Genomic DNA, 25,725 nt, shown 5'->3' with positions numbered 1-25,725 from the left:
ACATGAGCAAGATCGAGATCAGATCGCCCCTGCCGGGCACCTTCTACCGGGCCTCCTCGCCGGACGTGCCGCCGTTCAAGGCGGATGGCGACGCGGTGGCGAGCGGCGATGCGATCGGGCTCATCGAGGTCATGAAGACCTTCCAGGAAGTGCCGGCGGGCGTCGACGGCCGCAACATCACCTTCCTCGTCGACAACGAGGAGCCGGTCATGGCGGGCCAGGTCATCGCCGAGGTGGAGGCATGACCATCCGCTCGCTCCTCGTTGCCAACCGCGGCGAGATCGCGGTGCGCATCATCAGGGCGGCGAAGGCGCTCGGCATCCGCACCGTGCAGGTCCACAGCGCGGCCGATGCCGACATGCTTGCGGTGAGGCTTGCCGACGAGGCCGTCGACATCGGCTCGCCGGCGCCGAGGAAATCCTATCTCAACATCGAGGCCGTGGTGAATGCCGCGAAGGCGGCCGGGGTCGATGCCGTCCATCCCGGCTACGGCTTCCTGTCGGAGAATGCCGATTTCGCCGATGCCGTGGAAGCGGCGGGCATGATCTTCATCGGCCCGAAGGGCGACGCCATCCGCCTGCTCGGCGACAAGGTCGCGGCGCGCGAGGTGGCCGCAAGGGCCGGCGTGCCGACCGTTCCGGGCAGCGCGGGACGCCTTGCGACGATCGAGGAGGCAAGGGCCGTGGCGGCGAAGACCGGCTTTCCGATCATGATCAAGGCGGCGGCAGGCGGCGGCGGTCGCGGTATCCGCATCGCCGCCGACCTCGCCGACCTGGAGCGCCATTTCCCGCAGGCCTCCGCCGAGGCGCTCGCGGCCTTCGGCGATGGCGGCCTCTATCTCGAAAAGGTCATCACCAAGGCCCGCCATGTCGAGGTGCAGATCCTCGGCGACGGCGAGAACTTCGTCCATTGCTTCGAGCGCGAATGCTCGCTGCAGCGCCGCCGCCAGAAGGTCTGGGAGGAGGCGCCGTCCTTCCTGCTGCCGGCCGAGGTGCGCACGCGGCTTTGCGACAGCGCCGTGGCGCTCGCCCGCGAGGTCGGCTATCGCGGGGCCGGGACGGTCGAGTATCTCTATGACGAGGCGACGCGGGAGTTCTACTTCATCGAGGTGAACACCCGCATCCAGGTCGAGCATCCCGTCACGGAGATGATCACGGGGATCGATCTCGTCGAGGAGATGATCCGCGTTGCCGGGGGCGCGCCGCTGTCGATCCGCCAGGCGGATATCGTCGCCGAAGGCCATGCCATCGAATGCCGCATCAATGCGGAGGATCCCTTCAAGGGGTTCATGCCGGCGCCGGGCACGATAAGCCGGCTCGTCGTGCCGCAAGGCGAGGGCATTCGCTTCGACACGATGCTCTACGAGGGCTACACGATCCCGCCGTTCTACGATTCGCTCGTCGGCAAGCTCATCGTGTGGGCCGGAACGCGCGAGGCCTGCCTGGCGCGGCTGAAGGGCGCGCTGGACGGCCTGACGATCGAGGGCATCGCGACGACCATTCCGCTCCATCTGGCGCTGGCCGAGGACGAGAACGTCAGGCGCGGCGCGTTCGACACCCGTTTCCTCGAACAATGGCTTGAAACCGAATTCGCCGCGAAAGCCGGCGCGACCGCGGAGGTTGCCTGATGACGACCAGATACACATTCGGAGGCGACGAGCACCTCTTCGTCGAATGCAGCGAGGAAATGTCGCTCGAAGCCTTCTTCACCAGCCTTTCCATGGCCAGGGGCGTGAGGGAGAGCGGCATAAGGGGCGTCACGGAGATCTGCCCGGCCAATGCCTCGTTCCAGATCAAGTTCGATCCTGACGTCATCCATCCCGACGACATCCTGAAGGAAGTCGAGGCGATCGAGGGGGCGGCCGCCAAGGCGGAGCCGGTCCTCAAGACCCGCATCGTCGAAATCCCGGTCTTCTACAACGATCCCTGGACGCACGAGACGCTGATGCGCTTCCGCGAGCGCCATCAGGACCCGTCCGGCACCGACCTCGATTATGCCGCCCGCATCAACGACTACGGCTCGGTCGAGGATTTCGTCGGCGCCCATTCCGGTTCGCCCTGGTTCGTCTCGATGGTCGGCTTCGTCGCGGGCCTGCCCTTCATGTACCAGATGGTCGAGCGCCAGCGGCAGATCCAGGTGCCGAAATACCTACGGCCGCGCACCGACACGCCGAAGCTGACGGTCGGCCATGGCGGCTGCTTCGGCTGCATCTATTCCGTGCGCGGTGCCGGCGGCTACCAGATGTTCGGCATCACGCCCATGCCGATCTTCGATCCCACGCAGACGACGAGCTATCTGCGCGACTTCATGGTGTTCTTCCGTCCCGGCGACATCGTGAAGTTCAAGCCCATCGACCGTGACGCCTACGACCAGGCGGTCGAGGACGTCGACAGGGGACGCTTCGCGCCGCCGATCCGCGAGGTGAGCTTCGACTTGCGCGAATTCCAGAAGGACATCGACGGCACCAACGCCAAGCTGGAGGGCACGCTCAATGGCCATTAAGGTTCTCCACCACGGTCTTGCGACCACCGTCCAGGATCTCGGCCGGCCCGGCTATTTCCATCTCGGCATCCCCGTCGGCGGCGCGATGGACCGCTTCGCCATGCGCGCGGCCAACCTGCTCGTCGGCAACGACGAGGGAGCCGCCGGCCTCGAAGCCGTCTTCATCGGCCCGAAGCTCGAATTCACCGCGGACGCGTTGGTGGCCGTCACCGGTGCCGACATGCCGGCCAAGGTGGACGGCGTCCCGCAACCCGGCTGGACCGCCTTCAAGGTCAAGGCAGGGCAGACGCTGACCTTCGACTTCCTGAAATCCGGCGCCCGCATCTCGATTGCCGTTTCCGGCGGCATCGACGTGCCCGAAGCGCTCGGCAGCCGCTCGACCTATCCGATCGGCGCGCTCGGCGGCTACAAGGGGCGTCCGCTCGCGGCGGGCGATGAACTGCCGGTCGGCGCGGGGAGCCTTGACGGCGAGGGCAGGACCGTTCCCGAGGCGATGCGCCGAAAGCCCGGCATGCCGGCTGAACTGCGCGTGCTGCCCGGCCTCTACTGGCATCGGGTGACGCCCCAATCGCAGGAGAACTTCTTCGCCGACGAATGGAAGGTCGCCAACGAGGCCGATCGGATGGGCTATCGCTTCAAGGGCGGCCGCAAGCTCGACTTCGTCGCACGCGAGCAGCCCTTCGGCGCCGGTTCCGATCCCTCGAACATCGTCGATAGCTGCTATCCCTACGGCTCGATCCAGGTGCCGGGCGGCACGGAACCGATCATCCTGCACCGGGATGCCGTGTCCGGCGGCGGATATTTCATGGTCGGCACGGTGATCTCCGCCGACATGGACCTGATCGGCCAGCTCCAGCCGCACACGCCCACCCGTTTCGTCAAGGTGACGATGGAAGAGGCGCTGGCGGCGCGCAGGGAGCGCAAGGCCGCGCTTGTCCGCCTCCGCGAAGCGCTCGGACGGGGGTAGGGCGATGCAAACGGCCGCCGCCGCATTCCGACCGAGACGAGGCCCGCCCCGCGGCGGGTCAGTCCAGCACGGGCGTGAGATAGGCGGCGGTGACGCCGGGGCCCGGTATGATCGCGACGATCTTCATCTGGGCGATGGTGCGGTTGAGGCAGGCTTCGAGATGGGTTTCCATCATGGAGACGGCGGCCTCCGTCGCCCCGCGCAGCAGGAGTTCGGCAATCAGCCGCAGTTCCGTGATGATCGCGGGGTCTCCCGGCAGGCCGAGGCGCCGCAGCAGCCGGTCGGTCGCCGTCACCGGCATCAGGTTGTTGTGCACGAGGTCCTTCAGCCGCTCGTTCGGGGCGGCCAGCACGCAGCACTCGATGAATTCGGCCTGTATCGGCTCGATTTCGTGCAGGGAGCCCGCGGCGCTCGTCTCCTCCGCCGCGCGCAGCCGCTGCAGGAGGGCCTCCAGCCGCGCCGGGCGCACCGCCCGTGCTCCCAGCCGGATCGCCGGCGGCTCCAGCATCTTGCGCAGCACGAAATGGTCCTTCACGGTCTGGGCGGTCAAGGGGCCGGCGATCCAGTGCGAGCTCTGGTTCTTGCGCACGAGCCCGCGCTCGCGCAGGCGCGTCAGGACGTCCCGTACCACGGTGCGGCTGACGTTGAAATGGTTGGCGAGCTCCATCTCGACCAGCCGGTAGCGGCCGAAGACCACGCAGCCGGCGACATCCGCCTCGACCTGGTTGTAGATCCGCTCCCAGGAGGACCGGCTTTGCAGCGCCTCGTCGGCATGGCGCGGCACGATCATGCCGAGCGCCTTGATGTCGGTGCGGTTCGGCTCGATGTCCATGCCCGGCCCGCCGACCAGGAAGCCGCGCCCGGCGAAGCGGTGCACCAGCCCTTCCGCCTCCAGCGTCTGCAGCGCGCGCTGCACGGGCGCGCGCGAGATCTGCAGGATCTCGGCGATGGGTCCTTCCAACAGCACGAGGCCGGGCGGCAGGGTGCCCGCTTCGATGTTGCTGCGCAGCACGTCCTCGGCGATTTCGTAGCGTTTCTGGGCGCCGATGGCTGCCTGCTCGTCCTTCATGGGTCCCGTCATGTTCCGCCTTCGTGGAGGGCTGCACTGTGACGCATTCTCTGTCGTAAGGAAAGAATGCCATAAATGACTATTGAATACAAAGTTTGAAATTGGCGATCGGCTTTTGCACCGGGGCGGCCTGCTTCTCTGTGGATGCGCCGTGTCGCGTTTTCGATGGAATTCGCCGAAATCACCGGCGGAAACCGTGATTTTGTGCGAGTTTCCCAGGGTGCTGTAATTGTTCGGCTGAATGTGTCTCGCTGTGTTCGGCGGCAAGCGATCGCGCGAAACGATTAAAATCGGCGCGGGCTGGAAAAATATAAAAAGTCTATTGAATACAAAAATCATTCATGGCATGGTTTTGAAATCAAGGCATCCGGAAGAGGTGCCGCATGTGGAACGAAACATAATGTCCAGGAACATCGCTGCGGCGCGCATCTGACGGTGCGTGAACGAGGCTTCTTGCTGCGTCCGGATGCATCGCGCCGGCGGGGTGCGGAGCCGTGCGCGGACGGGTTCCCGGCGCGGAACTGGTGGGAACAGAGGTGACATCCGTCCTCCAACTGAAGAATGTGCACAAGGCCTTCGCCGGCGTGCCGGCGCTTGCCGGCATCGATGCCGCCCTTGCGGACGATGCCTATATCTCGCTGCTCGGCCCGAGCGGCGCGGGCAAGACGACGCTGCTGCGCGTCATTGCCGGCTTCGAGCAGCCCGACGGCGGGGAAATCCTCTTTGCCGGCCGGCGCATCGACGGCGTGCCGCCGCACGAGCGCGGCATCGGCTTCGTCTTCCAGAATTTCGCGCTCTTTCCCCATCTCAGCGTCGCGCAGAACATCGCCTTCGGCCTGGAGAACCGGGCGGTGGGTCCCGTGACGGACCGGAAGGTCGTCGCTGGCAGGGTGCGCGACATCATCGGCCTCGTCGGCCTGTCGGGCCTGGAAGACCGTGCCGTCACGCAGATTTCCGGCGGCCAGAAGCAGCGCGTGGCGCTTGCCCGCACGCTCGTGACGGAGCCGAGCATGGTGCTGCTCGACGAACCGCTCGGCGCGCTCGATGCGAACCTGCGCACGCGCATGCGCGGCGAGCTGCGCACGATCCGCGAGCGCTGCGGCGTCACCTTCCTGCATGTGACCGGCAGCGAGAGCGAGGCGCTCGCCATGGGCGACACGGTTCTGGTCCTCGACCGCGGCCGCATCGCCCAGTCCGCCGATGCCGGCACGCTCTACAGCCGCCCGGCCTCCGCGGATGTCGCGCGCTTCCTCAACTGCTACAACATCTTTTCCGGCGAGATCGCGGGCGACAGCTTCCGCAGCCCCGTCGGAACGCTCGCGCTCGGCGGGCTGCGCCAGACTTCCGGCAAGCCGGCCTATGCCATCCGCTACGACCGCGTGTCGATCCGTCCCGGCGATGCGGCGGCGGCCGGCGACGAGGTGCGCATCGAAGGCAGCTTCGTCGCCAGCGAATATTCCGGCGCCGCGATCAATTCCTTCTTCACGCTCGACGACGGCCGCGTCTTCGAGGTGGAGACGCATCTGAGCCATGCCGCGCCGGAGGCCTACGAGGAGAGGGGGCGCTACGCCCTCGTCTGGAAGCGGGAGGATGCCCTTGTCTTCGTCTGAGACGCTAAATCCGCTGTGCTTCCACGCCATTGCGGACGCAACGCCGCGCCTGCCTTCCGCGCGACTTGCCTCTGCCCCATCGGAGAATGAGAGATGACGATGGCCGCAACCAGCCATGACACGCCCGACGAAACGGCACAGACCGAGATCCGCAGGCAGCCGGACCGCACCTACTGGCTGCTGGCCCCCGGCGTGCTGTGGATGCTGCTCTTCCTCGTCGCGCCGATCCTGATGATGGTCTACGTCTCCTTCTGGACGCAGACGACCTTCAAGATCGAGCCGACGCTGACGCTGAAGAGCTGGATCACCTTCTTCACCAGCGACACCTATCTCGGCGCCCTGTGGACGACGATCCGCATCTGGCTGATCGTGCTCGTCTCCACCCTTCTCGTCGGCTATCCGGCCGCGCTCTTCGTCGGGCTCTTCATCAGGAACAAGACGCTTTCGACGGCGCTGCTCGTGCTCTGTGTCATCCCGTTCTGGACCTCCTTCCTCATCCGCGTCCTGGCCTGGCGGCCGATGCTCGGCAAGGAGGGGGCGATCAACATGATCCTGATGAAGCTCGGCGTCGTCACCCAGCCGATCGAGGTGCTGCTGTTTTCCGAGCTGTCGGTCATCATCGGCATGACGCAGATCTACTGCGTCTTCATGGTCGGCCCCATCGCCTTCATGCTGGGGCGCATCGATCCCTCGGTCATCGAGGCGGCGCAGGATCTCGGCGCCGGCTTCTGGCGCATCTTCCGCACCATCATCCTGCCGCTGTCCATGCCGGGCGTGGTGGTCGGCGCCATCTTCGTCTCCGTCATGGTGCTCGGCGAGTTCGCGACATCGGCGGCGCTGTCCGGCCGCAAGGTGAACCTCCTCGGCAACATCATCGTCACCCAGGTCGGTTCGCTGAAATGGGCCTTCGCCGCCGTTGCCGGCGTGGTGCTGACCATCCTGATGGGCGCCGTCGTCGCCGCGCTTCTGAGGGTCGTCGATCTCAGGAAGGAGCTCTGATCATGAACGCGTCCGGCATCAAGTTCGGCCTCGGCCTCTATACGACGCTTTTCATCGTCTTCCTCTACGGCCCGCTCGTCGTGCTGGCGATCCTGTCCTTCCAGACCGGGCCGGAGGGCGGGCCGCAGTTCCCGATCATCCAGTGGTCGACCTACTGGTACAAGCATCTCTTCGGGCTGACGCCGCCGTCCCGCATCGCGCCGCTGCCGATCGAGCAGGCGCTGGTGCGCTCGCTGGGGCTCGCCGTCATGACGATGATCGTCTCGACCGTGCTCGGCGTCACCGCCGCCCAGGCCTTCCGCCGGAAGTTCCGCGGCTCGGGCGTCGTCTTCTACCTCATCGTGCTCGGCATGATGGTGCCCGGCGTGCTCGTCGGCCTCGGCATGGCGCTCGTCGCCAACACGCTCGGCATCGACCGGCACTGGTGGGGCACGGCCTTCGTGCTGCATGTCGTCTACACCTTCCCCTTCGCCTTCCTGGTCATGCTCGCGATCTTCAACCGCTTCGATCCGAGCGTCGAGGAGGCGGCCTGGTCGCTCGGCGTCACCCCGGCGCGCACCTTCCGCAAGATCACCTTCCCGCTGATCTTCCCCGGCGTGCTCTCGGCCATGCTCTTCGCCTTCACGCTGTCCTATGACGAGTTCTCGCGCACGCTCTTCGCCTCCGGCCGGGACCTGACGCTGCCGCTCGCCATCTACGGCACCTTCTCGGTGGAAGTGCATCCGAACGTCTTCGCCTTCGGCGTGCTGACGACGCTGTTCTCCTTCGCGCTGCTCGGCACCTATGCGGTGCTGATGGGGCTTTCGGTCCGCCGCGCCCGGCGCATGGCGATCCAGGAGGAGGCGTGATGGCCGGCCGCTCCGCCCTTGTCACCGGCGCAGGCTCCGGCATCGGCCGCGCCGTCGCCGTCAAGCTCGCCGCTGAAGGCTATGCGGTGACGGTCAACGACCTCTCGGCCGCGCGGGCCGAAGCTGTGGCGGATGAGATCCGTGCCGCCGGCGGCACGGCCGCGGCGGTTGCCGGCGACGTCTCCGCCGAGGCGGACGCCGCGGCCATCCATGCAGCCGCGGTCGGCGCGCACGGCACGGTCTCGCTCCTCGTCAACAATGCCGGCATCGCCCACCAGGCGCCGTTCGAGAACCTCGAGGTCGCCGATTTCGACCGTATGTTCGCCGTGCATGTGCGCGGCACCTTCCTGATGACCAGGGCCGTGCTGCCGGCGATGCTGGCCGAGGGCGCGGGCGTGGTCATCAACATCGCCTCGCAGCTCGGCCAGATCGGCGGCGTCGAGCTCGTCCACTATTCCGGCGCCAAGGCGGCGATCATCGGCATGACCAAGGCGCTTGCCCGCGAGGTCTCGGCGCGCGGCGTCCGCGTCAACGCCGTCGCGCCCGGCCCGATCAACACGCCGCTGGTGATGGAGCTTTCCGAGGACTGGCGCGCCGCCAAGCGCGCCGGCCTGCCCCTCGGCCGCTTCGGCGAGCCGGAGGAGGTGGCCGAGACGGTCGCCTTCCTCGCATCGCCCGCCGCCAGCCTCTTCGTCGGACAGACGCTCGGACCCAATTCCGGCGACGTCATGCTTTGAATCCGGAGACCGCCATGAGTGCAGAAAACAAGCGCATCGTCATCGTCACGGGAGCCGGCATCGGCATCGGCGCCGCCACGGCGCGGGCCTTCGGGGCGCTGGGCGATCACGTGGTCGTCACGGACATCCTGGAGAAGGAGGGGCGCGCGACGGCCGATGCGATCGTGGCAGCCGGCGGGTCGGCCGAGTTCCGCTTCTATAATGTCCGTTCCACCGAGGAGACCGACAGGCTCGTCGCCGATGTCGAGGCGCGTCATGGCCGGATCGATGTGATCGTCGCCAATGCCGGGATCGCGCACCGCACGCCGCTTGCCGACCTCACGGACGAGAAGTGGGATCTCACCTTCGACATCGACCTCAAGGGCATCTTCCGCCTCGTGCGGGCCGCCGCGCCCGGCATGCGCGCGCGCCGTTCGGGCGCCGTCATCGCGCTCTCCTCGATCATGGGCGTCGCCTACGGCTGGGACGAGCATGTGCATTACTCCGCTGCAAAGGCGGGCGTCGTCGGCCTCGTGCGCGGGCTGGCGGTCGAGATGGCGCGCGAGGGCGTGCGCGTCAACGGCATCGCCCCCGGCTACATCCGCACCGCGCAGCTTCTTTCAGAGGAGAACTCGCTGGGACCGGCGGGCGCGGAAAAGGCGGCGGAATTCATTCCGATGGGGCGGCTCGGGACGCCTGACGACATCGCCGATGTCGCCGCGTTCCTGGCCTCCGACAGCGCGAGATACATGACCGGCCAGGTGCTGGTCGTGGATGGCGGCCTGCTCGTGGGCCGGTACTGAACCGCCGCGCTGCGGCGAAGGGTTACGCCGCTACGGGGTGAAACAAGGGGTCGCGGGGCGGCTCCGGGGAACGATAGACAAACTGGAGAAGAGACATGTTCAAGTCGGAAATCAATCGCCGCTCGCTCCTCAAGCGCTCGGCCGGGGTGATGGCGCTGGCAATGGGGGGCGGCACGCCGTTCCTCTCCTCGCGCATGGCCTTCGCGCAGGCCGCTGACCTTGCCGGCCAGCAGCTTCGCACCATCGGCCTCTCGGTGACGGTGCAGGAGCGCATTCTCGAAGAGTTCAAGAAGGAATCGGGCGTCGGCAGCACCTCCGGCACCGCCGCGACCTTCCCCGACGCGCAGACCAAGATCCTGTCCGGTTCGAAGGACTACGACTGCTGGGAGATCATCGCCGAGCGCCTGCCGTCCATCGTCATGACCGACAATGTGGAGACCATCCCGGCCGCCTCGCTGAAGAACTGGGCGAACATCCGCGATACCTTCACGACGGCGAGCGACAAGTGGGACCGCTCCGCGCAGATCGTCGGCCAGATCTGGGCCGACGAGGCGCAGACCGTGCTCAACATGGTGCCGGCCGTCTACAACTACGACTCGATCGGCTACAATCCGGACGTCGTTTCCGAGGAGGAAGCCAATACCTGGGCCTGCATCTTCGATCCGAAGTGGAAGGGCAAGTCGGGCCTCAACACCGATCCGCTCATCGCCTTCGGCCAGGCCATCATGGCGATGAACTCGCTCGGCCTGTCCGACGTCAAGAACCCGGGCAACCCGACCGCCGCCGAGATCGACGAGGCCGCCGCCTTCCTCATCTCCAAGAAGAAGGACGGCCAGTTCCGCGCGCTGTGGGGCGATTTCGGCGAACTCGTCAACCTCATGGCCTCCGGCGAGATGGTCGTTTCCGACGCCTGGCAGCCGGCTGTCATGGCCGTCAAGGCGCAGGGCAAGCCCGCCAAGTACGCCATTCCGAAGGAAGGCTACCGCGGCTGGGCGATCGGCCCGTCGATGATCGCCGGCACCTCCAACCGCGATGCCGTCATCGCCTATGCCGACTACTGGCTCTCCGGCGAGCCGGGCATCACCGTTTCCGAGCAGGGCTACTATTCGCCGTCCACCAACATCAAGGACGTGATGGCGCCGGAGAAATATGCCTTCTGGTACGAGGGCAAGCCCTGGGTCGGCGCGGAAGAGCGCGGCATCAAGGAAGGGGACCTGCGCGACGGCGGCTCGCTCGAGGAGCGCTCCAAGAACGTCGCCTACTGGCACCAGTGGCCGGAAGAATACGACCACCTCATCCAGAAGTGGGACGAATTCCTCAACGCATGATCCCAAGACGTGCGGACCGGGGCGCGCGTGCCCCGGTCCCTGACCTGCATTCGGGAGACCCCCATGATTTTCGACCTGGAACTCAGCAATGTCGGCAAGATCTATGACAACGGCACGCCGGCGGTCATCGATTTCAACCTGTCGGTCAGGAAGGGCGAGTTCATCGCCTTCCTCGGCCCGTCCGGCTGCGGCAAGACCACGACGCTGCGCATGATCGCCGGCTTCGAGGGCATTTCCTCCGGCGACATGCTGATCCGCGGCGAGCGCATGAACGACGTGCCGCCGCAGCGCCGCCCGACCTCGATGATCTTCCAGAACTATGCGCTCTTCCCGCACATGACGGTTCGCCGCAATGTCGGTTACGGCCTGGAGGTGAAGGGCATCGCAAAAGCCGAGCGCGAGGCCAAGGTGGACCGCATCCTCGCCACGCTCGGCCTCGAGGACATCGCCGAGCGCCGGCCGGACAAGCTTTCCGGCGGCCAGCGCCAGCGCATCGCGCTTGCCCGCGGCCTTGCCGTCGAGCCTGATATCCTGCTGCTCGACGAGCCGCTCGGCGCGCTCGACGCCAATCTCAGGAAGGCGATCCAGAACGAGCTGAAGCTCCTGCAGAAGAGCCTCGGCGTCACCTTCATCTTCGTCACCCACGCCCAGTCGGAGGCCCTGGCGCTTTCCGACCGCATCGTCGTGATGAACCAGGGCCGCATCGAGCAGGTGAGCCCGCCGCACGAGCTCTATACCCGTCCCAACACGCCCTTCGTGGCGCAGTTCATCGGCCGCAACACCGTGCTTTCCGGCGAGGTCGCCGGCAACGAGGGCGAGGATGTCGTGGTGGCGACCGGCATCGGCACGCTGACGGGCCGGGCCAACGGCGCGCTTTCCGGCAGGGGCCGCGTCAACCTCGTCGTGCCGGCCGAGGCGATCGAGGTCCATGCGGCCGCGCAGCGCGAGCGGCTTGCCGGCGGCGGCGCGCGCAATCTCGTCGATGCGCAGATCGAGCGATCCGAGGTGGTGGGCCACATCGCCCATCTCACCGCGCGCCTTCGCGACGGGCGTGCCGTCTCGCTGGAAGCCCATGTCGACAAATACCGTCCGGGGGACTTTCCCGCCGGAAGCCATGTGTTCCTGAGCTGGAACCCCGCCGAGGCGACGGTCATTCCCGCTCATTGACGAACCAGAAAACATTCAGGGAAAACCAAAGGAGACTACCCAATGGCGAAGGAGATTTTTTGCAGCTTCGGCATCGACGTCGATGCCGTGGCCGGATGGCTCGGCTCGTATGGCGGCGAGGATTCGCCCGATGACATCTCGCGCGGCCTGTTTGCCGGCGAGGTCGGCAGCCCGCGCCTCCTGAAGCTCTTCGAGCGCTTCGGCATCAAGACGACCTGGTTCATCCCGGGCCACTCGATCGAGACCTTCCCGGACGAGATGCAGGCCGTCGCCGATGCCGGCCACGAGATCGGCATCCACGGCTACAGCCACGAGAACCCGATCGCCATGACGCGCGAGCAGGAGACGGAGGTGCTCGACAAGTGCATCGAGCTCGTCACCAAGCTCTCGGGCAAGCGGCCGACCGGCTATGTCGCGCCGTGGTGGGAATTCTCGAACGTCACCAACGAGCTGCTGCTCGAACGCGGCATCAAGTACGACCATTCGCTGATGCACAAGGACTTCACGCCCTATTATGTGCGCGTCGGCGATAGCTGGACCAAGATCGACTATTCGAAGAAGCCCGCCGACTGGATGATCCCGCTGAAGCGCGGCAAGGAGACCGACCTCATCGAGATCCCGGCCTCCTGGTATCTCGACGACCTGCCGCCGATGATGTTCATCAAGAAGTCGCCGAACAGCCACGGCTTCGTCAATCCGCACGACATCGAGCAGATGTGGCGCGACCAGTTCGACTGGGTCTATCGCGAGATGGATTATGCGGTCTTCCCGATCACCATCCATCCCGACGTCGCCGGCCGGCCGCAGGTGCTGATGATGCTCGAACGCCTCTATGCGCATATGATCAAGCATCCGGGCGTCAAGTTCGTCACCATGAACGAAATCGCCGACGACTTCGCCAAGCGCTTCCCGCGCAAGAAATGATACTGGAGGGGAGCGGGTTCGCCCGCTCCCCTGAAACCGGAAGGGAGGACGTCATGTGTTCGCTTTGCGGCGTGCTCGGCGGAAACGAGCACTGGACGGACGCCGCCGCGCGTCCCGGCGTCTTCACGCGCAATGTCGAGCGGCTCGACCGGCGGCGCGAGCGGGCGCGGCGCGTGACGGCCGCCAACCGCGTGCTTTCCGCCTTCGGCATGAGCCTTTCCGACTGGCAGGGCGCATCCTTCGTGCTTGCCACCCGCACCGGCAAGAGCGAGGTGATCGAGGACCTCGGCCATCTCTGGCCGGCGGCCGAGCGGCTTTCGGGACGCTGCTGCGATCCGCTCGACCCTGTTCTCATCGCGCGCATGGAGGAGGGCGGGGATGACTGACCTGCCCGCCTTCACGCCAGTCCATCTCCTCACCGGCTTTCTCGGCTCGGGCAAGACGACGCTGCTCAAGCGCCTGCTCGCCGATCCCGCGCTCGCCGACACCGCCGTGCTGATCAACGAATTCGGCGAGATCGGCCTCGACCACCACCTCGTCGAGCGCATCGACGACACGATGGTGCTGCTGCAATCGGGCTGCGTATGCTGCACCGTGCGCGGCGAACTGGCCGAGGCGCTGCGCGACCTCCATTCCAGGCGCGAGCGTGGCCTGATGCCGGCCTTCGCCCGCGTGGTGATCGAGAGTACCGGACTTGCTGATCCCTTTCCGGTCCTTTCGACGTTGAAATCGGATCCGGTGCTGCGCCACCATTTCCGCGCGGGCAGCGTCATAACGACCGTCGATGCGGTCAACGGCCTTTCCCAGCTCGATACCTATGTGGAATCCAACCGCCAGGCCGCAATCGCCGACCGCATCGTCATCACCAAGGCGGATCTCCTCGACGCCGTGCCGCAGGCGCTTGCCGCGCGGCTCGGCCAGCTCAACCCCGATGCCGTCTGCCATGTCGCGACGGCGGACGGGCCCGATGCGGACACCCTGCTCGGCGACGGCGCCGCCAGCCGTTCGGCGCAGTTGCAGTCGGCGAGCGGCTTTTACTGCGATGCGCCGGCAACGCTGGTGACGGCGGACGGCATGGCGCACCGCACCGCCATCTCCTCCTTCGTCGTCTGCGTGGGCGAGCCGATCGACTGGACCGGCTTCGGCGTGTGGCTCACCATGCTTCTCAACCGCCACGGCGACCGGGTGCTCCGGGTGAAGGGCATTCTCGACATTGCCGGCGAGGAGCGCCCCGTGGCGGTGCACGGCGTGCAGCATCTCGTCCATCCGCCGGTGCACCTTGCCGGGTGGCCGGATGGCGAACGCACCTCGCGCATCGTCTTTATTGTTGACGGTCTCGACGCGAAGCTGTTGAAACGGTCCTTCAACGCCTTCGCGCTTGCCGGGAGGGCGAAGGCGCGTCTGCAGCCGGAGGCGGCAGGATACGTCCGCAACGTCCAGAGCCTTTGATGAACAAGCATACTCCGACACCGGCTCCCGCAGCCCCGGCCCTCCACACGGCCGGCAAGCCGAAGTTGCGCGTGCTCGGGACCGCCATTTCCCTGCTGGAGGAACTGCGGGTGAAGGCGGAAGCCGATCTCGGCATCGAGGTCAGCTTCGACAACAACGACTTCATCGTCACGCAGCACAAGGCCGCGCAGGAGCCCGACAGCTACGACATCTACGACCAGTGCTTCCACAATCTCGATATCGTCTGGTACTGGCGCGCCATCCAGCCGATCGAGATTTCCCGCATCGCGCTGTGGGACGAGATCAACGACCTGACGAAGACCGGCCAGATCGGCCCCAGCGCCCGCATGGGGCAGGGGGACGTGCCGGCCCGCAAACTCTATGTCCAGCCGAGCTTCGCGCTCGGCGACACGCCGACCGCCCGCATTTCCATGCTGCCGACGACGCACAATTTCGACAGCTTCGCCTATCGCACCGACGCTGCCGACCGGCTCGCGCCGATGAACAGCTGGGCCGCGCTTCTCGACGAGCGCTGGAGCGGCCGCACCGCGCTCGTCGACGAGCCGGCGATCGGCATCTTCGATGCCGCGCTCGCGGCACAGGCCGCCGGCCTCATGAGCTTCGGCAATATCGGCAACATGACGGTCGCGGAAATCGACCAGCTCGTGGATATCCTGGAGGCGCGGCGCAAGGCGGGCTTCTTCCGGGGCTTCTGGCGAACCGCCGAGGACGCGGCCGCGCTGATGATCGACGGGCAGACCGACATCCAGAGCATGTGGTCGACGGGCATCGGCATCCTGAACAGCCGCGGCCTGCCGGTCGAGCAGGCCGCGCCCGCGGAGGGTTACCGCGCCTGGCATGGCGGCCTGTGCCTGTCGCGGCGGCTTTCCGGGCGCATGCTGGATGTCGCCTACGACTATCTCAACTGGTGGATTTCCGGCTGGCCGGGCGCCGTCGTCGCCCGCCAGGGCTATTACATCTCGACGCCGGAACGCTCGCGCCGCTACATGACGGCGGCCGAATGGGACTACTGGTACGAGGGCCTGCCGGCGCGCGAGGACCTGCCGGGCCCGGACGGCTCCATCCGCGTCAAGCGCGGCTCGGTGCGTAGCGGCGGCTCCTACTGGCAGCGCGCCAACGGCATCGCCGTCTGGAACACCACCATGGATGAACACAACTATCTCGTCCGCCGCTGGATGCAACTCGTCGGACGGGCGGAGAAGGACATTTGACGATGACGAAGCAGCCCCGTTCGATCGCCCGGCTTTCCGCGCTCCTGCAATCGGGCGCGCTCGATCCGGTCGCGCTTGCGGAGGAGACGCTGGCGGCCATCCAGTCCCACCCGGACACGGCGATCTTCACCACGTTGCTTACGGATCGCGCGAGGGCGGAAGCGGAGGCCTCGCGCCGCCGGCTTGCCGAAGGCCGCTCGCTCGGCGTGCTGGACGGCGTGCCGGTCGCCTGGAAGGACCTCTTCGACATCGAGGGCCTGCCGACGACCTCCGGCTCGCGCGTTCTCCGGGAGAGCGCGCCGGCCGGCCGGGACGCGGCCGTGGTGCGCGCGCTTTCGGGCGCCGGCATGGTCAGCGTCGGGCGCGTCAACATGAGCGAGTTCGCCTTTTCCGGCCTCGGCATCAACCCGCATTACGGAACGCCGCGCAATCCGGCTTCCCCCGCCGGCGAGCACCGCATTCCCGGCGGCTCCTCCTCCGGTTCGGGCGTTGCGGTGGCGGCCGGGCTCGTGCCCGTCTCCATCGGCACGGATACGGGCGGCTCGGTCCGCATCCCCGCCGCCTTCAACGGCATCGTCGGCTACAAGGCGACGCGCGGGCGCTATTCCATGGAGGGCGTTTTCCCGCTCGCCCGGAGCCTCGATTCACTCGGCCCGCTCTGCCGCACCGTTCAGGATGCGGTCTGGATCGATGCGGCGATGCGCGGGCTTCCTGCCGCCGAGCCCCTGGCGCATCCGGCCGTTGCCGATCTTTCCTTCGTCATCCCCGAAACCGTCGTCTTCGACGGCGCCGAGCCGGAGGTCGTCTCCGCCTTCGAGGCGGCCGTGGAACGGCTTGCCCGGGCGGGCGCCCGCATCCGCCGGGAGGCCTTCCCGGAATTCTCCGCGATCTTCGATCTGATGGCCCGGCACGGCGCGCTCGTCACCGCCGAGGCCTATGTCCTCCACCGGGAGCGCCTGACGGGACCTGCCGCCGCGCTCATGGATCCGCGCGTCGTCAAGCGGTCGCTGCTCGGCGAGAAGATCGCGCTTTCCGATTACCTCGCGACGCTCGACGAACGCGAAAGGCTGGTGGCCGCCTTCGAGGCGCGGCTCGGGCCGGGCAACATCCTCATCCATCCGACGCTGCCGCACGTCGCCCCGCCGATCCAGCCGCTGCTGGACGACGAGGACCTGTTCTTCCAGACCAACGGAAAGACCCTGCGCAACACGCTGATCGGCAATTTCCTCGACGGCTGCGGCGTCTCGCTGCCCTGTGGCACCGCCGCGGGCGGCATGCCGGCAGGCCTGCTGCTGTCCGGCCCGAAGGGCAGCGACCGCCACGTCCTTGCCGCGGCAGCCGCGGTGGAGAAACTGCTCGACCTGTGAACGCCGACGTCCGGGGATAGGCGCTCCGCCTAACGGGTCATGTCGGCCGGCATGGTTCCCGTCCTCTGTGCGCGTTGATTTCGCCGCATCGGCCAGCCCCGCCTGCCGTTTCACCACAGGGGACGCATTTCGACATGGCGCGTCGCTGTTTCGATTGCATTCTGTTGAACAATAATAATAATGTCACTCAACAAGGTTGGGTGACTGCGGATCCGGGTCGCGCCGATCCGAAGCAGAGGAGAATGTCATGAAGCCCAGTCCCATCACGGCGGCCCCTTCGGATGCGGCGGCGCGCAAGGCGGTGAAGCCGGTGGTCTGCTATCCCGTGGAGAGCCTGCCGCGGCCGGACCTTGCGGCCTATCGCGCGTTGCGCGACGATCTGGACCATGTCGAGACGGTCGTCGTGCCGCCGCGCGAGGCGGCGACGTGGTCGGTGCCGGCAGGGCACTTCTGCCGCATCCTTTGCAGCGAGGGACCGCAGGTCGGCGACCTCAACCTCTTCAACGCCAACGACCTGAAGGAGCGGCTCTATACCGGCAAGACGCGAGCGCTGAACGGCACCCATGTGGGGCTCGGCGACCAGCTCTTCTCGAATTTCCCCTATCTCAGGCCCATCGCCACCATCACGCACGACACGCTCGACTGGTACGGCTTCGACGAATTCGGCGGCGCGGTGCACGACGTGATCGGCACGCGGTGCGATCCCTATACGCACAACCTGCTCAGCCACGGCGGCCAGTATCACCATTGCTGCCATTCGAACCTCACCCGCGCCCTGGCACAGAAGACCGGCATGGCGCCGCGCGAGGCGGAAGGCTACGTGCACGATGTGCTGAACGTCTTCATGTGCACCGGCTTCTCACGCGATACCGGGCAATATTTCATGAAGGCGAGCCCGGTGCGGCCGGGTGACTATCTCGAATTCTTCGCCGAGATCGACCTCCTCGGCTGCATGTCGGCCTGCCCCGGCGGGGACTGTTCCTCGGAGCACTCCTCCGACACGGCGAAGTGCCATCCGATGGTCGTGGAGGTCTACAAGGCCAGGGGGCTTCCGAAGGGCTGGGCGCCGCCGCCGGTCAACGGCTACGACGGCACCCACGGGCTCTAGCCGCCCTCGGCGGCTTGCGGCGGACGGCGCGGATCATGCCGCTTCGCCCGCCGCGACAGGAAAGCGATCCGCCCCGTCGAATTCGCGGCCGGAAAGCCGCGCCCTCGGGTATGATCGTCATGTCCGGGGACCGTGCCGGCCCTGCCGGCCAGCGCTTGCGCGGTGGCGACCATCGCAATCCCGTCCCGTCCGAAACTCCCGCCGCAAGTAGTGTCCGCGAAGGCAGCCGCCCGCTTGGCGTTTCGGCGTCATCGTGCAAATCTTTCATGCGCGATGTCGGAGCCACCCGGCCACCGTCGTCTTTCATGCAAGGACGATCGACCTCGGGAGGAGATGACAATGATCCATACGCATTATCGCTGGGTGATCGTGGCGGCGGGCGGCATGCTCGGCTGCATCGCCATCGGCGCCATGTTCTCGCTGCCCGTCTTCCTGCTGCCGATCTCGCGGGACACCGGCTGGTCGGTGACGGGCGTCTCCACCGCCATGACCATCGGCTTCCTCGCCATGGCCTTCGCCAGCATGGCCTGGGGCGGCCTTTCCGACCGCTGGGGGCCGCGGCCCGTCGTGCTGACGGGCTCGGTGCTGCTGGCCGCAAGCCTTGCGGCAACGAGCGCCGCGCCCTCGCTCGTCGCCTTCCAGCTCACCTTCGGGCTGATCGTGGGCGTGGCGGCGGCCGCCGTCTTCGCGCCGATGATGGCCTGCGTCACGGGCTGGTTCGACACGCATCGCAGCCTTGCCGTCTCGCTCGTCTCGGCGGGCATGGGCATGGCACCGATGACCATGGCGCCGTTTGCGGCCTGGCTCGTCTCCGTGCATGACTGGCGCACCTCCATGCAGATCATCGCGCTCGTCGTCGCCGCCGTGATGATCCCGGTGTCGCTGCTCATCCGGCGCCCTCCGGCGCTGGAGGCGGGGGCGCAAGCGCTGTCCGCCGCCCGGGAGCCGCAGGAGGGCATGACGGCGCGCGAGGTGCTGCGCTCGCCGCAGTTCATCATCCTGTGCCTCACGAACTTCTGCTGCTGCGCCACCCATTCCGGGCCGATCTTCCACACGGTGAGCTATGCCATCACCTGCGGCATCCCGATGATCGCGGCCGTCACGATCTACAGCGTCGAGGGGCTGGCCGGCATGGGCGGGCGCGTCGTCTTCGGCATCCTCGGCGACCGGTTCGGCGCCAAGCACGTCCTCGTCGCGGGGCTGTTCGCCCAAGCCTTCGGCGCGCTCGCCTATGTCTTCACCGGCGGGCTTGCCTCGTTCTATGTCGTCGCGGGCATCTTCGGTTTCATCTATGCCGGCGTCATGCCGCTCTATGCGGTGATCGCGCGCGAAAATTTCCCGCTCCGCCTGATGGGCACGGTCATCGGCGGGACGGCCATGGCCGGCAGCCTCGGCATGGCGCTGGGGCCGGTCGCGGGCGGGCTGATCTACGATACCTTCGCCAGCTACACCTGGCTTTATGTCGGGTCCTGGGGGATCGGCCTCGGCGCGTTCCTGATCGCCATGACCTTCAGGCCGGCGCCGAAGGCACGGGCGGCGCCGGCAGCGGCCTGAGACGGCACGACGAAGCCCGCAGCCGAAGCTGCGGGCTCATTTTCACGAAGCGATTCGGGACATGGCTCGGGCGTGGGGACGAGGGCGTCCGTGCAAGCGCAAAGGCCGCGTTGCTATGCGGCCCCGGCCGGGTCGCCGATCGGCATCAGCGCGGGGTTGGTCGCCTGTTCGCGCTTGAGCTCCTCGTCCCGGTCCTCCGGCGTTTCGTCCTTCGTCTTGCCGGCATCGCGCACCTTTTCGCGCGAGGGATCGGCATTGGTCTCGCCGGCCGCGTCGGGATCGTGATCCGGGTCGTCCGTGGCGGGCAGGTAGCCGCGCGGGCGGGTGGCCTCGGGGCCTTCCCAGCGGGGCGACTGCTCGGTGGTACCGGGTGCGCCGGGCTGCGGTTTCTCGATCGTCATGGTCGGACTCCTTTCAGAAGTTCAGGAACTGCTCGGGGTCGCGGCGCGCGCGCATGAGAAGGTCGAGTTCCCGCTTGGAGGGGCCGAACTTTTCGAACAGGCGCCGGGCCTCTTCCTGGGACAGGTCGTAGGCCGCGCGGAAGGTCTCCACGGTGTAGCGTTCCCCCGACAGTCTGCGATGGTCGGGAAAGAGCTTGGATTGGTCGGGCATATGCGATCACGCCTAATCGTCATTGACGAGGGTTCAACCGACGAAGCCAGCGATTGTTCCGGGTGCGTTTGGACAGGTTCGGGCGGATCTTGCATCCGCCTGCGGTTGCCTGTGACGGGAGACGGTTAGTCCCGGTCCGGCGCGCCGAGCGGGAAGAAGGGCCGGTAGGGCCGGGCCTCGTCCACCGCGCGGGCGAAGGCGGGACGTTCGAGCAGCCGCTGGCGGTAGGCGCGCACGTTGCGGAAGGCCGGGTCGATGGCGTGCGTCCAGTCGGCGTAGAACAGGAACGGGCCGGCACCGCAATCGGCGAGCGTGAAGGCCTCGCCGGTGACCCAGGTCCTGCCCTCCATGTGCCGGTCGAGCCAGGCATAGGCGCGCTCCAGCATCCGGCGCGCTTCCTCGTCACCGTAGGGGTCGCGGTCCGTCTCCGGCCGCAGGGCGTTGAAGACGATCCTCTGCTGCGGCGTGGACACGTAGTTGTCGAAGAAACGGTCGAGCATGCGCACCTCGATCGCCGCCTTCGGATCGTCGGGGATCAGCTTCACGGGCCCCGGATAATAGAGCCCGAGATATTCGATGACGATGGTCGCTTCCACGATGGTGCGTTCGCCGTCGACGAGAATGGGAAAGCGCTTGATCGGCCATCGCGCCTCGAACTCGGCAAGGACATCCTGCTTGGTGTGGTCGAGCATGTGGTACTCGAAGTCCGTGCCGTTTTCATAAAGCGCGGTCAGCACCTTCTGGCAGTAGCTCGAAAAGGGGTGGGCATAGAGAACAGGCTTCATGACATCCTCCCGTTTGCCGTCCTTTGTCGCAAATCCGATTGCAAAATGCAATCGGATTTTCCGTCTGGCTCGGTCGCCGGGCCTCAATCCGTCGCGCCACCCTGTGCGCCGTTGCCCCACAGCAAGGCTCTGTGCAGGCCCTCGTCGTGCAGTTGTGCGAGCCGGGGCCGGGCGAGGGGAATGGCCAGCACCATGAAAACCAGCGCGCCGACGAAAAGCACGCCGGGATGAAGCAGTTTCGGTTTCACGTATCACCTCATCGTCGATCCGCGCCCCATGGGCCGCAAACCTGACGCGGTGCTGAACGGTGCCGTTCAGCCGGCTGTCAGCTTGCCGTTGCAGGAAGGGCGGGACGGCGGGTCGCGCGGCGGCCCTTGCCGGGAAAGACGTGAAAGGACGATCCATGCGCGAAACAACCCGCCGCGCCGGCCTGTGGCGGCCCGAACTCGGCAGCGTCACCGTCGGCATCCTGACGGCGCTTTATCTTCTGGTGCTCACCAACTGGAGCTTCTGGTCGAAGGGCTGGCGCTATCTGGAGGGCCGGCCGACCACGCTCGCCTTCATCGCCATCGGCCTTGCCTGCCTCTATATCGCGCTCTGCGTCGCGGTTTCGCTGAAATACGTGATGAAGCCGCTCTTCATCGTCCTGATCATGGCCAGTGCCGCCGGTGCGTGGTTCATGGACCGGTTCGGCGTCATCATCGACATCGAGATGATCCGCAATGCGGCGGAAACGAACAGTGCAGAAGCCGGCCATCTCGTCACACCCGGCTTCGTGCTGCATATGCTGGCCTATGGCGTGCTGCCCTCGCTGCTGCTGGTCTTCGTGAAGGTCCGCCACCGCAACTTCCTCGGCAAGCTGCGCGGCAACCTCGCCGTCATCGTGCCGGCGCTCGTCATCGCGCTCGTCGCGGGCCTTTCCCATGCCCGCGTCTATGCCGCGACCGTGCGGGCGCATCACGACTGGTTCGAGACGCTCAATCCCTTCGTCCCGCTCGTCACCGCCATCCAGTTCGCCGCCAGCCAGTCGGGCGACGTGAATGTCGCCGTCGCGCCGCTCGGGAAGGATGCGCATGTCACGGACGCGCCGCTCGGCGCGCGCAAGCCGCGCCTGATGATCGTCGTGGCCGGCGAAACGGCGCGTGCCGACGATTTCTCGCTCGGCGGCTATGCACGCGAGACGAACCCGGAACTGGCGAAGAAGGACATCCTCTATTTCCCCGACACGACGAGCTGCGGCACGGCGACCGCCGTTTCGCTTCCCTGCATGTTCTCCGTCTATACGCGTGCCGAGTACTCGCACCGCAAGGGGCTTTCGACGGAGAACCTGCTCGACGTGCTCTCCCATGCCGGCGTCGATGTCGAGTGGTGGGACAACAATACCGGCGACAAGGAGATCGCCCGGCGCGTGACGTCGCGCTCCCTCATCAAGGACGGCAATCCCGCCTATTGCGCGCATGGCGAATGCCGCGACCAGGTGCTGCTCGACGCGCTGGATGCGCGGATCGGCTCCATCGACAGGGACACGGTGCTGGTGCTGCACCAGATCGGCAGCCACGGCCCCGCCTATTACGAGCGCTATCCCGAGGAATTTCGCCGCTTCGTGCCCGACTGCCGCAGCGCCGAATTCTCCGATTGCACGAAGGAGGAGATCGTCAACGCCTATGACAACACGATCGCCTATACGGACCATATCCTGGCCAGCGTGATCGACCGGCTGGAAAAGCAGGAGAACCGGCTCGACGTCTCCATGCTCTACATGTCCGACCATGGCGAGTCGCTCGGCGAGCTCGGCCTCTACCTGCACGGCGCGCCCTACATGATCGCGCCGAGCCAGCAGACCCATGTGCCGTTCGTGCTCTGGCTTGGCAGGAGTGAGAAGGCCGCCTATTCCGCCGCCTGCCTTGCCGGCAAGGTGGGCGAGCCGCAGTCGCACGACAACCTCTTCCACACCGTGCTCGGCATGATGCGCGTGGAAACCGGGGTGCGCGATCCCGCGCTCGACATCGTGTCGGGCTGCCGGCTGGGGGCGACATCCTGAGCGCGGCGGCGATGGCAAGACGGGTCTTGCCGATGTATTGTCCGGATTCGGAAAGCGGCGGCGTGCCATTGCCGCCGCGATGCGGAGAGCCGGGCGCTTGAGAATTCTGCTGATCGAGGACGACGCGGTTCTGGGCGAGGCGGTGCGCGACTACGTGTCCGGTCTCGGCCATGCCGTGGACTGGATGCGCACGCTGGACGACGGGCGCACCGCGACGGGCACGGTCGGCTACGACCTCGTCCTGCTCGACCTGCGCCTGCCCGACGGCAGCGGGCTTAGCCTGCTGGAGGAGCTTCGCCGGTCGGGCGCCGTCACGCCCGTCATCATCCTGACGGCGCACGACCAGATTTCCGACCGGATCGAGGGGCTGAACAGCGGGGCGGACGACTATCTCGTCAAGCCGTTCAATCTCGGCGAGCTCGGCGCGCGCATGCTGGCCGTCGCGCGGCGCTATGCGGGCGCCGCGCTTCCGGCGGTGGAGGCCGGGCCGCTCGTCATCCGGCTCGCCGACCGCCGCGTGCTGCGCGACGGCGTGCCGGTGGATCTCTCAAGCCGGGAATGGGCGGTGCTGGCGCGGCTTGCGGCGCGGCCGGACGCCATCGTCTCGAAGGGCCAGATCGAGGAGGCGCTCTACGCCTTCGGCTCGGAGATCGAGAGCAACACCGTGGAGGTCTATGTCAGCCGGCTGCGCAAGAAGCTCGGCCGGACCTGCGTGGAGACGCTGCGCGGCATCGGCTACAGGCTGGGCCGATGAGACGGGTGCGCAGCCTTGCCGGCCAGCTCATGCTGTGGATCACGGTGACGATCACGCTGCTCTGGCTGGTGGCGGTCGGCTTCGGCGCCTTCGTCATGCATGACGAGTTCGGCGAGATCTTCGACAGCGCCCTTCAGGAGACCGCCGAGCGGCTGGTGCCGCTGGTGGTCGACGACCTCAGGCATCGCGACGATCCGAACGACTCGCGCCGCATCGAGGCGACGCGCGGCCCCGTAGAGGAGGAATACCTGACCTACCAGGTGCGCGATGCGACCGGGCGCGTGCTGCTGCATTCGCATACCGCCGCCGCCCGGCCCTTCGGCGCGCCGCTGAAGGTCGGCTTCTGGCAGGGGGAGAAGGGCCGCATCTACACCGCGGCCACCATGGACGAAACGATCTTCGTGCAGGTACAGGATTCGGCGGCCGAGCGGCGGGAGGCGACGCGGGAAGGCTCGCTCGCCCTGCTGCTGCCGGTGCTGCTCATCGTTCCCCTGACCGTCACGGCCGTCTGGTTCGTCGTGCGGCGCGTGCTGGCCCCGGTCGAGACGCTGCGCGCGGCGATCGGCGAGAAGGACGGCGGCAATCTGGCGGCCATCGAGGCGGCGGGCCTGCCGCAGGAGCTGAAGCCGATCCTGCGCTCGGTCAACCTCCTGCTGGCGCGGCTGCGCGCGGTGCTGGCCGCCGAGCGGGAGTTCACCGCCAACAGCGCCCACGAACTGCGCACGCCGATCGCCGGCGCGCTGGCGCAGACGCAGCTTCTGCTTGCCGGCCTGACGGATGCCCCGGCGCGCGGCCGGGCCCGGCAGATCGAAGCCTCGCTGCAGAAGCTCGCCAGGCTGACGGAGAAGCTGTTGCAGCTCGCCCGTGCGGAAGCCGGCATCGGGGTGGCGCAAACCACCTTCGACGTGGCGGACGTCATCGGCGTCGTCGTCACCGATTTCCAGCGCGCCTCGGACGATGCGGGGCGCATCCGTTTCCAAAGCGAACTGGCCGGGCCGGCGCTACGTGAGGGGGCGGCGGATGCCTTCGCCATCGTGCTGCGCAACCTCATCGAGAATGCGCTCCTGCATGGCAGCGCGGATGCGCCGGTCGACATCTGCCTGACCGAAAGGGGCACGGTGCGCATCCGAAACGCCGCGACGCCCATGGGCGAGGCCGAGCTTGCCGCCGTGCGCGAGCGCTTCGCCCGCGGCAGGACACTGGCCGCCGGCTCTGGCCTCGGTCTCTCCATCGCCGACCGGCTGCTCGCGCAGATGCGGGCAAGTCTTGTCCTGACGTCACCCATCCCCGGGCGCGTTGACGGTTTCCAGGCCGAGATCGTCTTTTCCGTTCCGGCCTGACATCTCCGCGCGGCCCGACCCGGCCGTCGCGTACAGTCCCGTTTTCCAATGTTTCGCTTCTTTTCCGGGCGCGGAGGCCTTCCCGATTTTATTCGTTTCCATGTGAGAAAATTGTGGCTTTGTGCCGCTTTTTGTGGTTTTATGTGGATATAATAAAAAGGTTGGGGAACAGGGACAATGGGTCGCAAACCGGAAGAATACGCGCAGCTTTTGGCCAGCGCGCTCTGCAAACTGCATTCAGCCGAATCCCGTGCGGCATCGCCGCTGGTATCGGACGACAGCCTCCGCGTGATCACCGAGACCATCGCGGCCGCGATGGAGGACGCCCGAAAAATTCATATCCAGCAAGGCCTTGCGGCGATGAACGAACGCCGTGAGCGCATCCTTCTGCATTCCTGATCAACGCCTGTTGTTCGAATGAGTTCTGCGTTTCGTGAAGCAGGAGCCATGATCAAGAAGCCTGCCGCCCGGAGCCGGGGCATACCGGTTCCGGGTGGTATATCGTGTCCGCCGATGACATTTCCTCCTCGTCGCGATAGGTCCTGACGCA

The 25,725-nt window shown here is 66.8% G+C and carries 27 protein-coding genes and 1 pseudogene; 23 read left to right on the top strand and 5 right to left on the bottom strand.

Features of this window, described 5'->3' with window-relative positions; translation table 11 throughout:
• Positions 1 to 2: 2 nt before the first annotated feature.
• Genes L0976_RS03175 through L0976_RS03160 form a run of 4 tightly spaced genes read left to right on the top strand, consistent with a single transcriptional unit; the run spans position 3 to position 3,469 of the window.
• Entirely contained in the window at positions 3 to 245 is a 243-nt protein-coding gene (locus tag L0976_RS03175) for an acetyl-CoA carboxylase (RefSeq protein ID WP_203319441.1), read from the top strand.
• Positions 242 to 1,627, top strand: a complete 1,386-nt coding sequence (locus tag L0976_RS03170; protein WP_203319440.1) for an acetyl-CoA carboxylase biotin carboxylase subunit — start codon at positions 242 to 244, stop codon at positions 1,625 to 1,627. The genes L0976_RS03175 and L0976_RS03170 overlap by 4 nt, the downstream gene beginning before the upstream one ends.
• Positions 1,627 to 2,502 carry an allophanate hydrolase subunit 1 gene (locus L0976_RS03165; RefSeq protein WP_234186057.1) on the top strand — a complete coding sequence of 292 codons (876 nt, stop codon included), beginning with the start codon at positions 1,627 to 1,629 and terminating at the stop codon, positions 2,500 to 2,502. The genes L0976_RS03170 and L0976_RS03165 overlap by 1 nt, the downstream gene beginning before the upstream one ends.
• The gene (locus L0976_RS03160; RefSeq protein ID WP_234186056.1) at positions 2,492 to 3,469 is read left to right on the top strand and encodes a biotin-dependent carboxyltransferase family protein; all 978 of its coding nucleotides are present in this window, start codon (positions 2,492 to 2,494) and stop codon (positions 3,467 to 3,469) included. The genes L0976_RS03165 and L0976_RS03160 overlap by 11 nt, the downstream gene beginning before the upstream one ends.
• 58 nt (positions 3,470 to 3,527) lie before the next feature.
• Here the strand turns inward: L0976_RS03160 and L0976_RS03155 are convergent, their stop codons facing one another.
• Positions 3,528 to 4,550, bottom strand: a complete 1,023-nt coding sequence (locus L0976_RS03155) for a GntR family transcriptional regulator (RefSeq protein WP_234186055.1) — start codon at positions 4,548 to 4,550, stop codon at positions 3,528 to 3,530.
• 241 nt (positions 4,551 to 4,791) lie between these two features.
• On the opposite strand from L0976_RS03155, the gene L0976_RS03150 reads away from it, so the two are divergent.
• The 15 genes from L0976_RS03150 to L0976_RS03080 all read left to right on the top strand — a co-directional run bounded on the left by L0976_RS03150 (position 4,792) and on the right by L0976_RS03080 (position 19,643).
• Positions 4,792 to 4,971, top strand: coding sequence for a hypothetical protein (locus L0976_RS03150; RefSeq protein WP_234186054.1), 180 nt, complete (start codon positions 4,792 to 4,794; stop codon positions 4,969 to 4,971).
• A gap of 103 nt (positions 4,972 to 5,074) precedes the next feature.
• A complete protein-coding gene (locus tag L0976_RS03145; RefSeq protein WP_234186053.1) occupies positions 5,075 to 6,148 on the top strand; it encodes an ABC transporter ATP-binding protein in 1,074 nt (357 codons plus the stop codon).
• Positions 6,149 to 6,241: 93 nt separating this feature from the next.
• A complete protein-coding gene (locus L0976_RS03140; RefSeq protein ID WP_234186052.1) occupies positions 6,242 to 7,147 on the top strand; it encodes an ABC transporter permease in 906 nt (301 codons plus the stop codon).
• 2 nt (positions 7,148 to 7,149) lie between these two features.
• Positions 7,150 to 7,995: an ABC transporter permease gene (locus tag L0976_RS03135; protein ID WP_234186051.1), complete on the top strand. Its 846-nt coding sequence runs from the start codon at positions 7,150 to 7,152 to the stop codon at positions 7,993 to 7,995.
• Positions 7,995 to 8,732, top strand: coding sequence for an SDR family NAD(P)-dependent oxidoreductase (locus tag L0976_RS03130; protein WP_234186050.1), 738 nt, complete (start codon positions 7,995 to 7,997; stop codon positions 8,730 to 8,732). The genes L0976_RS03135 and L0976_RS03130 overlap by 1 nt, the downstream gene beginning before the upstream one ends.
• Before the next feature lie 14 nt (positions 8,733 to 8,746).
• Positions 8,747 to 9,514, top strand: a complete 768-nt coding sequence (locus L0976_RS03125) for an SDR family NAD(P)-dependent oxidoreductase (protein ID WP_234186049.1) — start codon at positions 8,747 to 8,749, stop codon at positions 9,512 to 9,514.
• Between the two features lie 95 nt (positions 9,515 to 9,609).
• Positions 9,610 to 10,842: a PotD/PotF family extracellular solute-binding protein gene (locus tag L0976_RS03120; protein ID WP_234186048.1), complete on the top strand. Its 1,233-nt coding sequence runs from the start codon at positions 9,610 to 9,612 to the stop codon at positions 10,840 to 10,842.
• Positions 10,843 to 10,905: 63 nt separating this feature from the next.
• On the top strand, positions 10,906 to 12,009 hold the full coding sequence (locus L0976_RS03115; protein WP_234186047.1) for an ABC transporter ATP-binding protein: 1,104 nt from the start codon (positions 10,906 to 10,908) through the stop codon (positions 12,007 to 12,009).
• A 42-nt stretch (positions 12,010 to 12,051) separates the two neighbouring features.
• Entirely contained in the window at positions 12,052 to 12,933 is an 882-nt protein-coding gene (locus L0976_RS03110; RefSeq protein ID WP_203319430.1) for a polysaccharide deacetylase, read from the top strand.
• 53 nt (positions 12,934 to 12,986) lie between these two features.
• Positions 12,987 to 13,319: a hypothetical protein gene (locus L0976_RS03105; RefSeq protein ID WP_203319429.1), complete on the top strand. Its 333-nt coding sequence runs from the start codon at positions 12,987 to 12,989 to the stop codon at positions 13,317 to 13,319.
• Positions 13,312 to 14,382, top strand: a complete 1,071-nt coding sequence (locus L0976_RS03100; RefSeq protein ID WP_234186046.1) for a GTP-binding protein — start codon at positions 13,312 to 13,314, stop codon at positions 14,380 to 14,382. Before L0976_RS03105 ends, L0976_RS03100 begins: the two co-directional genes overlap by 8 nt.
• Positions 14,382 to 15,614, top strand: a complete 1,233-nt coding sequence (locus L0976_RS03095; RefSeq protein ID WP_234186045.1) for a PotD/PotF family extracellular solute-binding protein — start codon at positions 14,382 to 14,384, stop codon at positions 15,612 to 15,614. Before L0976_RS03100 ends, L0976_RS03095 begins: the two co-directional genes overlap by 1 nt.
• Positions 15,615 to 15,616: 2 nt before the next feature.
• A complete protein-coding gene (locus L0976_RS03090) occupies positions 15,617 to 16,981 on the top strand; it encodes an amidase (protein ID WP_234186044.1) in 1,365 nt (454 codons plus the stop codon).
• A gap of 247 nt (positions 16,982 to 17,228) precedes the next feature.
• The gene (locus L0976_RS03085; protein ID WP_234186043.1) at positions 17,229 to 18,089 is read left to right on the top strand and encodes a DUF1989 domain-containing protein; all 861 of its coding nucleotides are present in this window, start codon (positions 17,229 to 17,231) and stop codon (positions 18,087 to 18,089) included.
• Positions 18,090 to 18,428: 339 nt separating this feature from the next.
• Entirely contained in the window at positions 18,429 to 19,643 is a 1,215-nt protein-coding gene (locus L0976_RS03080; protein WP_234186042.1) for an MFS transporter, read from the top strand.
• A gap of 209 nt (positions 19,644 to 19,852) precedes the next feature.
• On the opposite strand, the pseudogene L0976_RS03075 reads toward L0976_RS03080, so the two are convergent.
• The 4 genes and pseudogenes from L0976_RS03075 to L0976_RS03060 form a co-directional block, all read right to left on the bottom strand.
• Positions 19,853 to 20,044, bottom strand: a pseudogene (locus tag L0976_RS03075) (hypothetical protein); the annotation flags it as partial.
• Positions 20,045 to 20,057: 13 nt separating this feature from the next.
• Positions 20,058 to 20,255, bottom strand: a complete 198-nt coding sequence (locus L0976_RS03070; protein ID WP_203319423.1) for a hypothetical protein — start codon at positions 20,253 to 20,255, stop codon at positions 20,058 to 20,060.
• A gap of 125 nt (positions 20,256 to 20,380) precedes the next feature.
• Positions 20,381 to 21,040 carry a glutathione S-transferase family protein gene (locus tag L0976_RS03065; protein WP_234186041.1) on the bottom strand — a complete coding sequence of 220 codons (660 nt, stop codon included), beginning with the start codon at positions 21,038 to 21,040 and terminating at the stop codon, positions 20,381 to 20,383.
• 83 nt (positions 21,041 to 21,123) lie between these two features.
• Positions 21,124 to 21,288, bottom strand: a complete 165-nt coding sequence (locus L0976_RS03060; protein WP_203319421.1) for a hypothetical protein — start codon at positions 21,286 to 21,288, stop codon at positions 21,124 to 21,126.
• 155 nt (positions 21,289 to 21,443) lie between these two features.
• On the opposite strand from L0976_RS03060, the gene L0976_RS03055 reads away from it, so the two are divergent.
• The 4 genes from L0976_RS03055 to L0976_RS03040 all read left to right on the top strand — a co-directional run bounded on the left by L0976_RS03055 (position 21,444) and on the right by L0976_RS03040 (position 25,574).
• Positions 21,444 to 23,081 (top strand): phosphoethanolamine transferase, encoded by a 1,638-nt coding sequence (locus L0976_RS03055; protein WP_234186040.1) that lies wholly within the window; start codon positions 21,444 to 21,446, stop codon positions 23,079 to 23,081.
• Between the two features lie 97 nt (positions 23,082 to 23,178).
• Positions 23,179 to 23,835, top strand: coding sequence for a response regulator transcription factor (locus tag L0976_RS03050; protein ID WP_203319419.1), 657 nt, complete (start codon positions 23,179 to 23,181; stop codon positions 23,833 to 23,835).
• Entirely contained in the window at positions 23,832 to 25,175 is a 1,344-nt protein-coding gene (locus L0976_RS03045; RefSeq protein ID WP_234186039.1) for a HAMP domain-containing sensor histidine kinase, read from the top strand. The genes L0976_RS03050 and L0976_RS03045 overlap by 4 nt, the downstream gene beginning before the upstream one ends.
• 177 nt (positions 25,176 to 25,352) lie before the next feature.
• A complete protein-coding gene (locus L0976_RS03040) occupies positions 25,353 to 25,574 on the top strand; it encodes a hypothetical protein (protein WP_203319417.1) in 222 nt (73 codons plus the stop codon).
• Positions 25,575 to 25,725: the final 151 nt, after the last annotated feature.

Origin of the sequence: Shinella sp. NM-101 (assembly GCF_021401195.1) — a bacterium.
Lineage (GTDB): Bacteria > Pseudomonadota > Alphaproteobacteria > Rhizobiales > Rhizobiaceae > Shinella.
The sequence above is the reverse complement of the archived record's forward strand: the minus strand, read 5'-3'. Positions and strand labels throughout refer to the sequence as shown.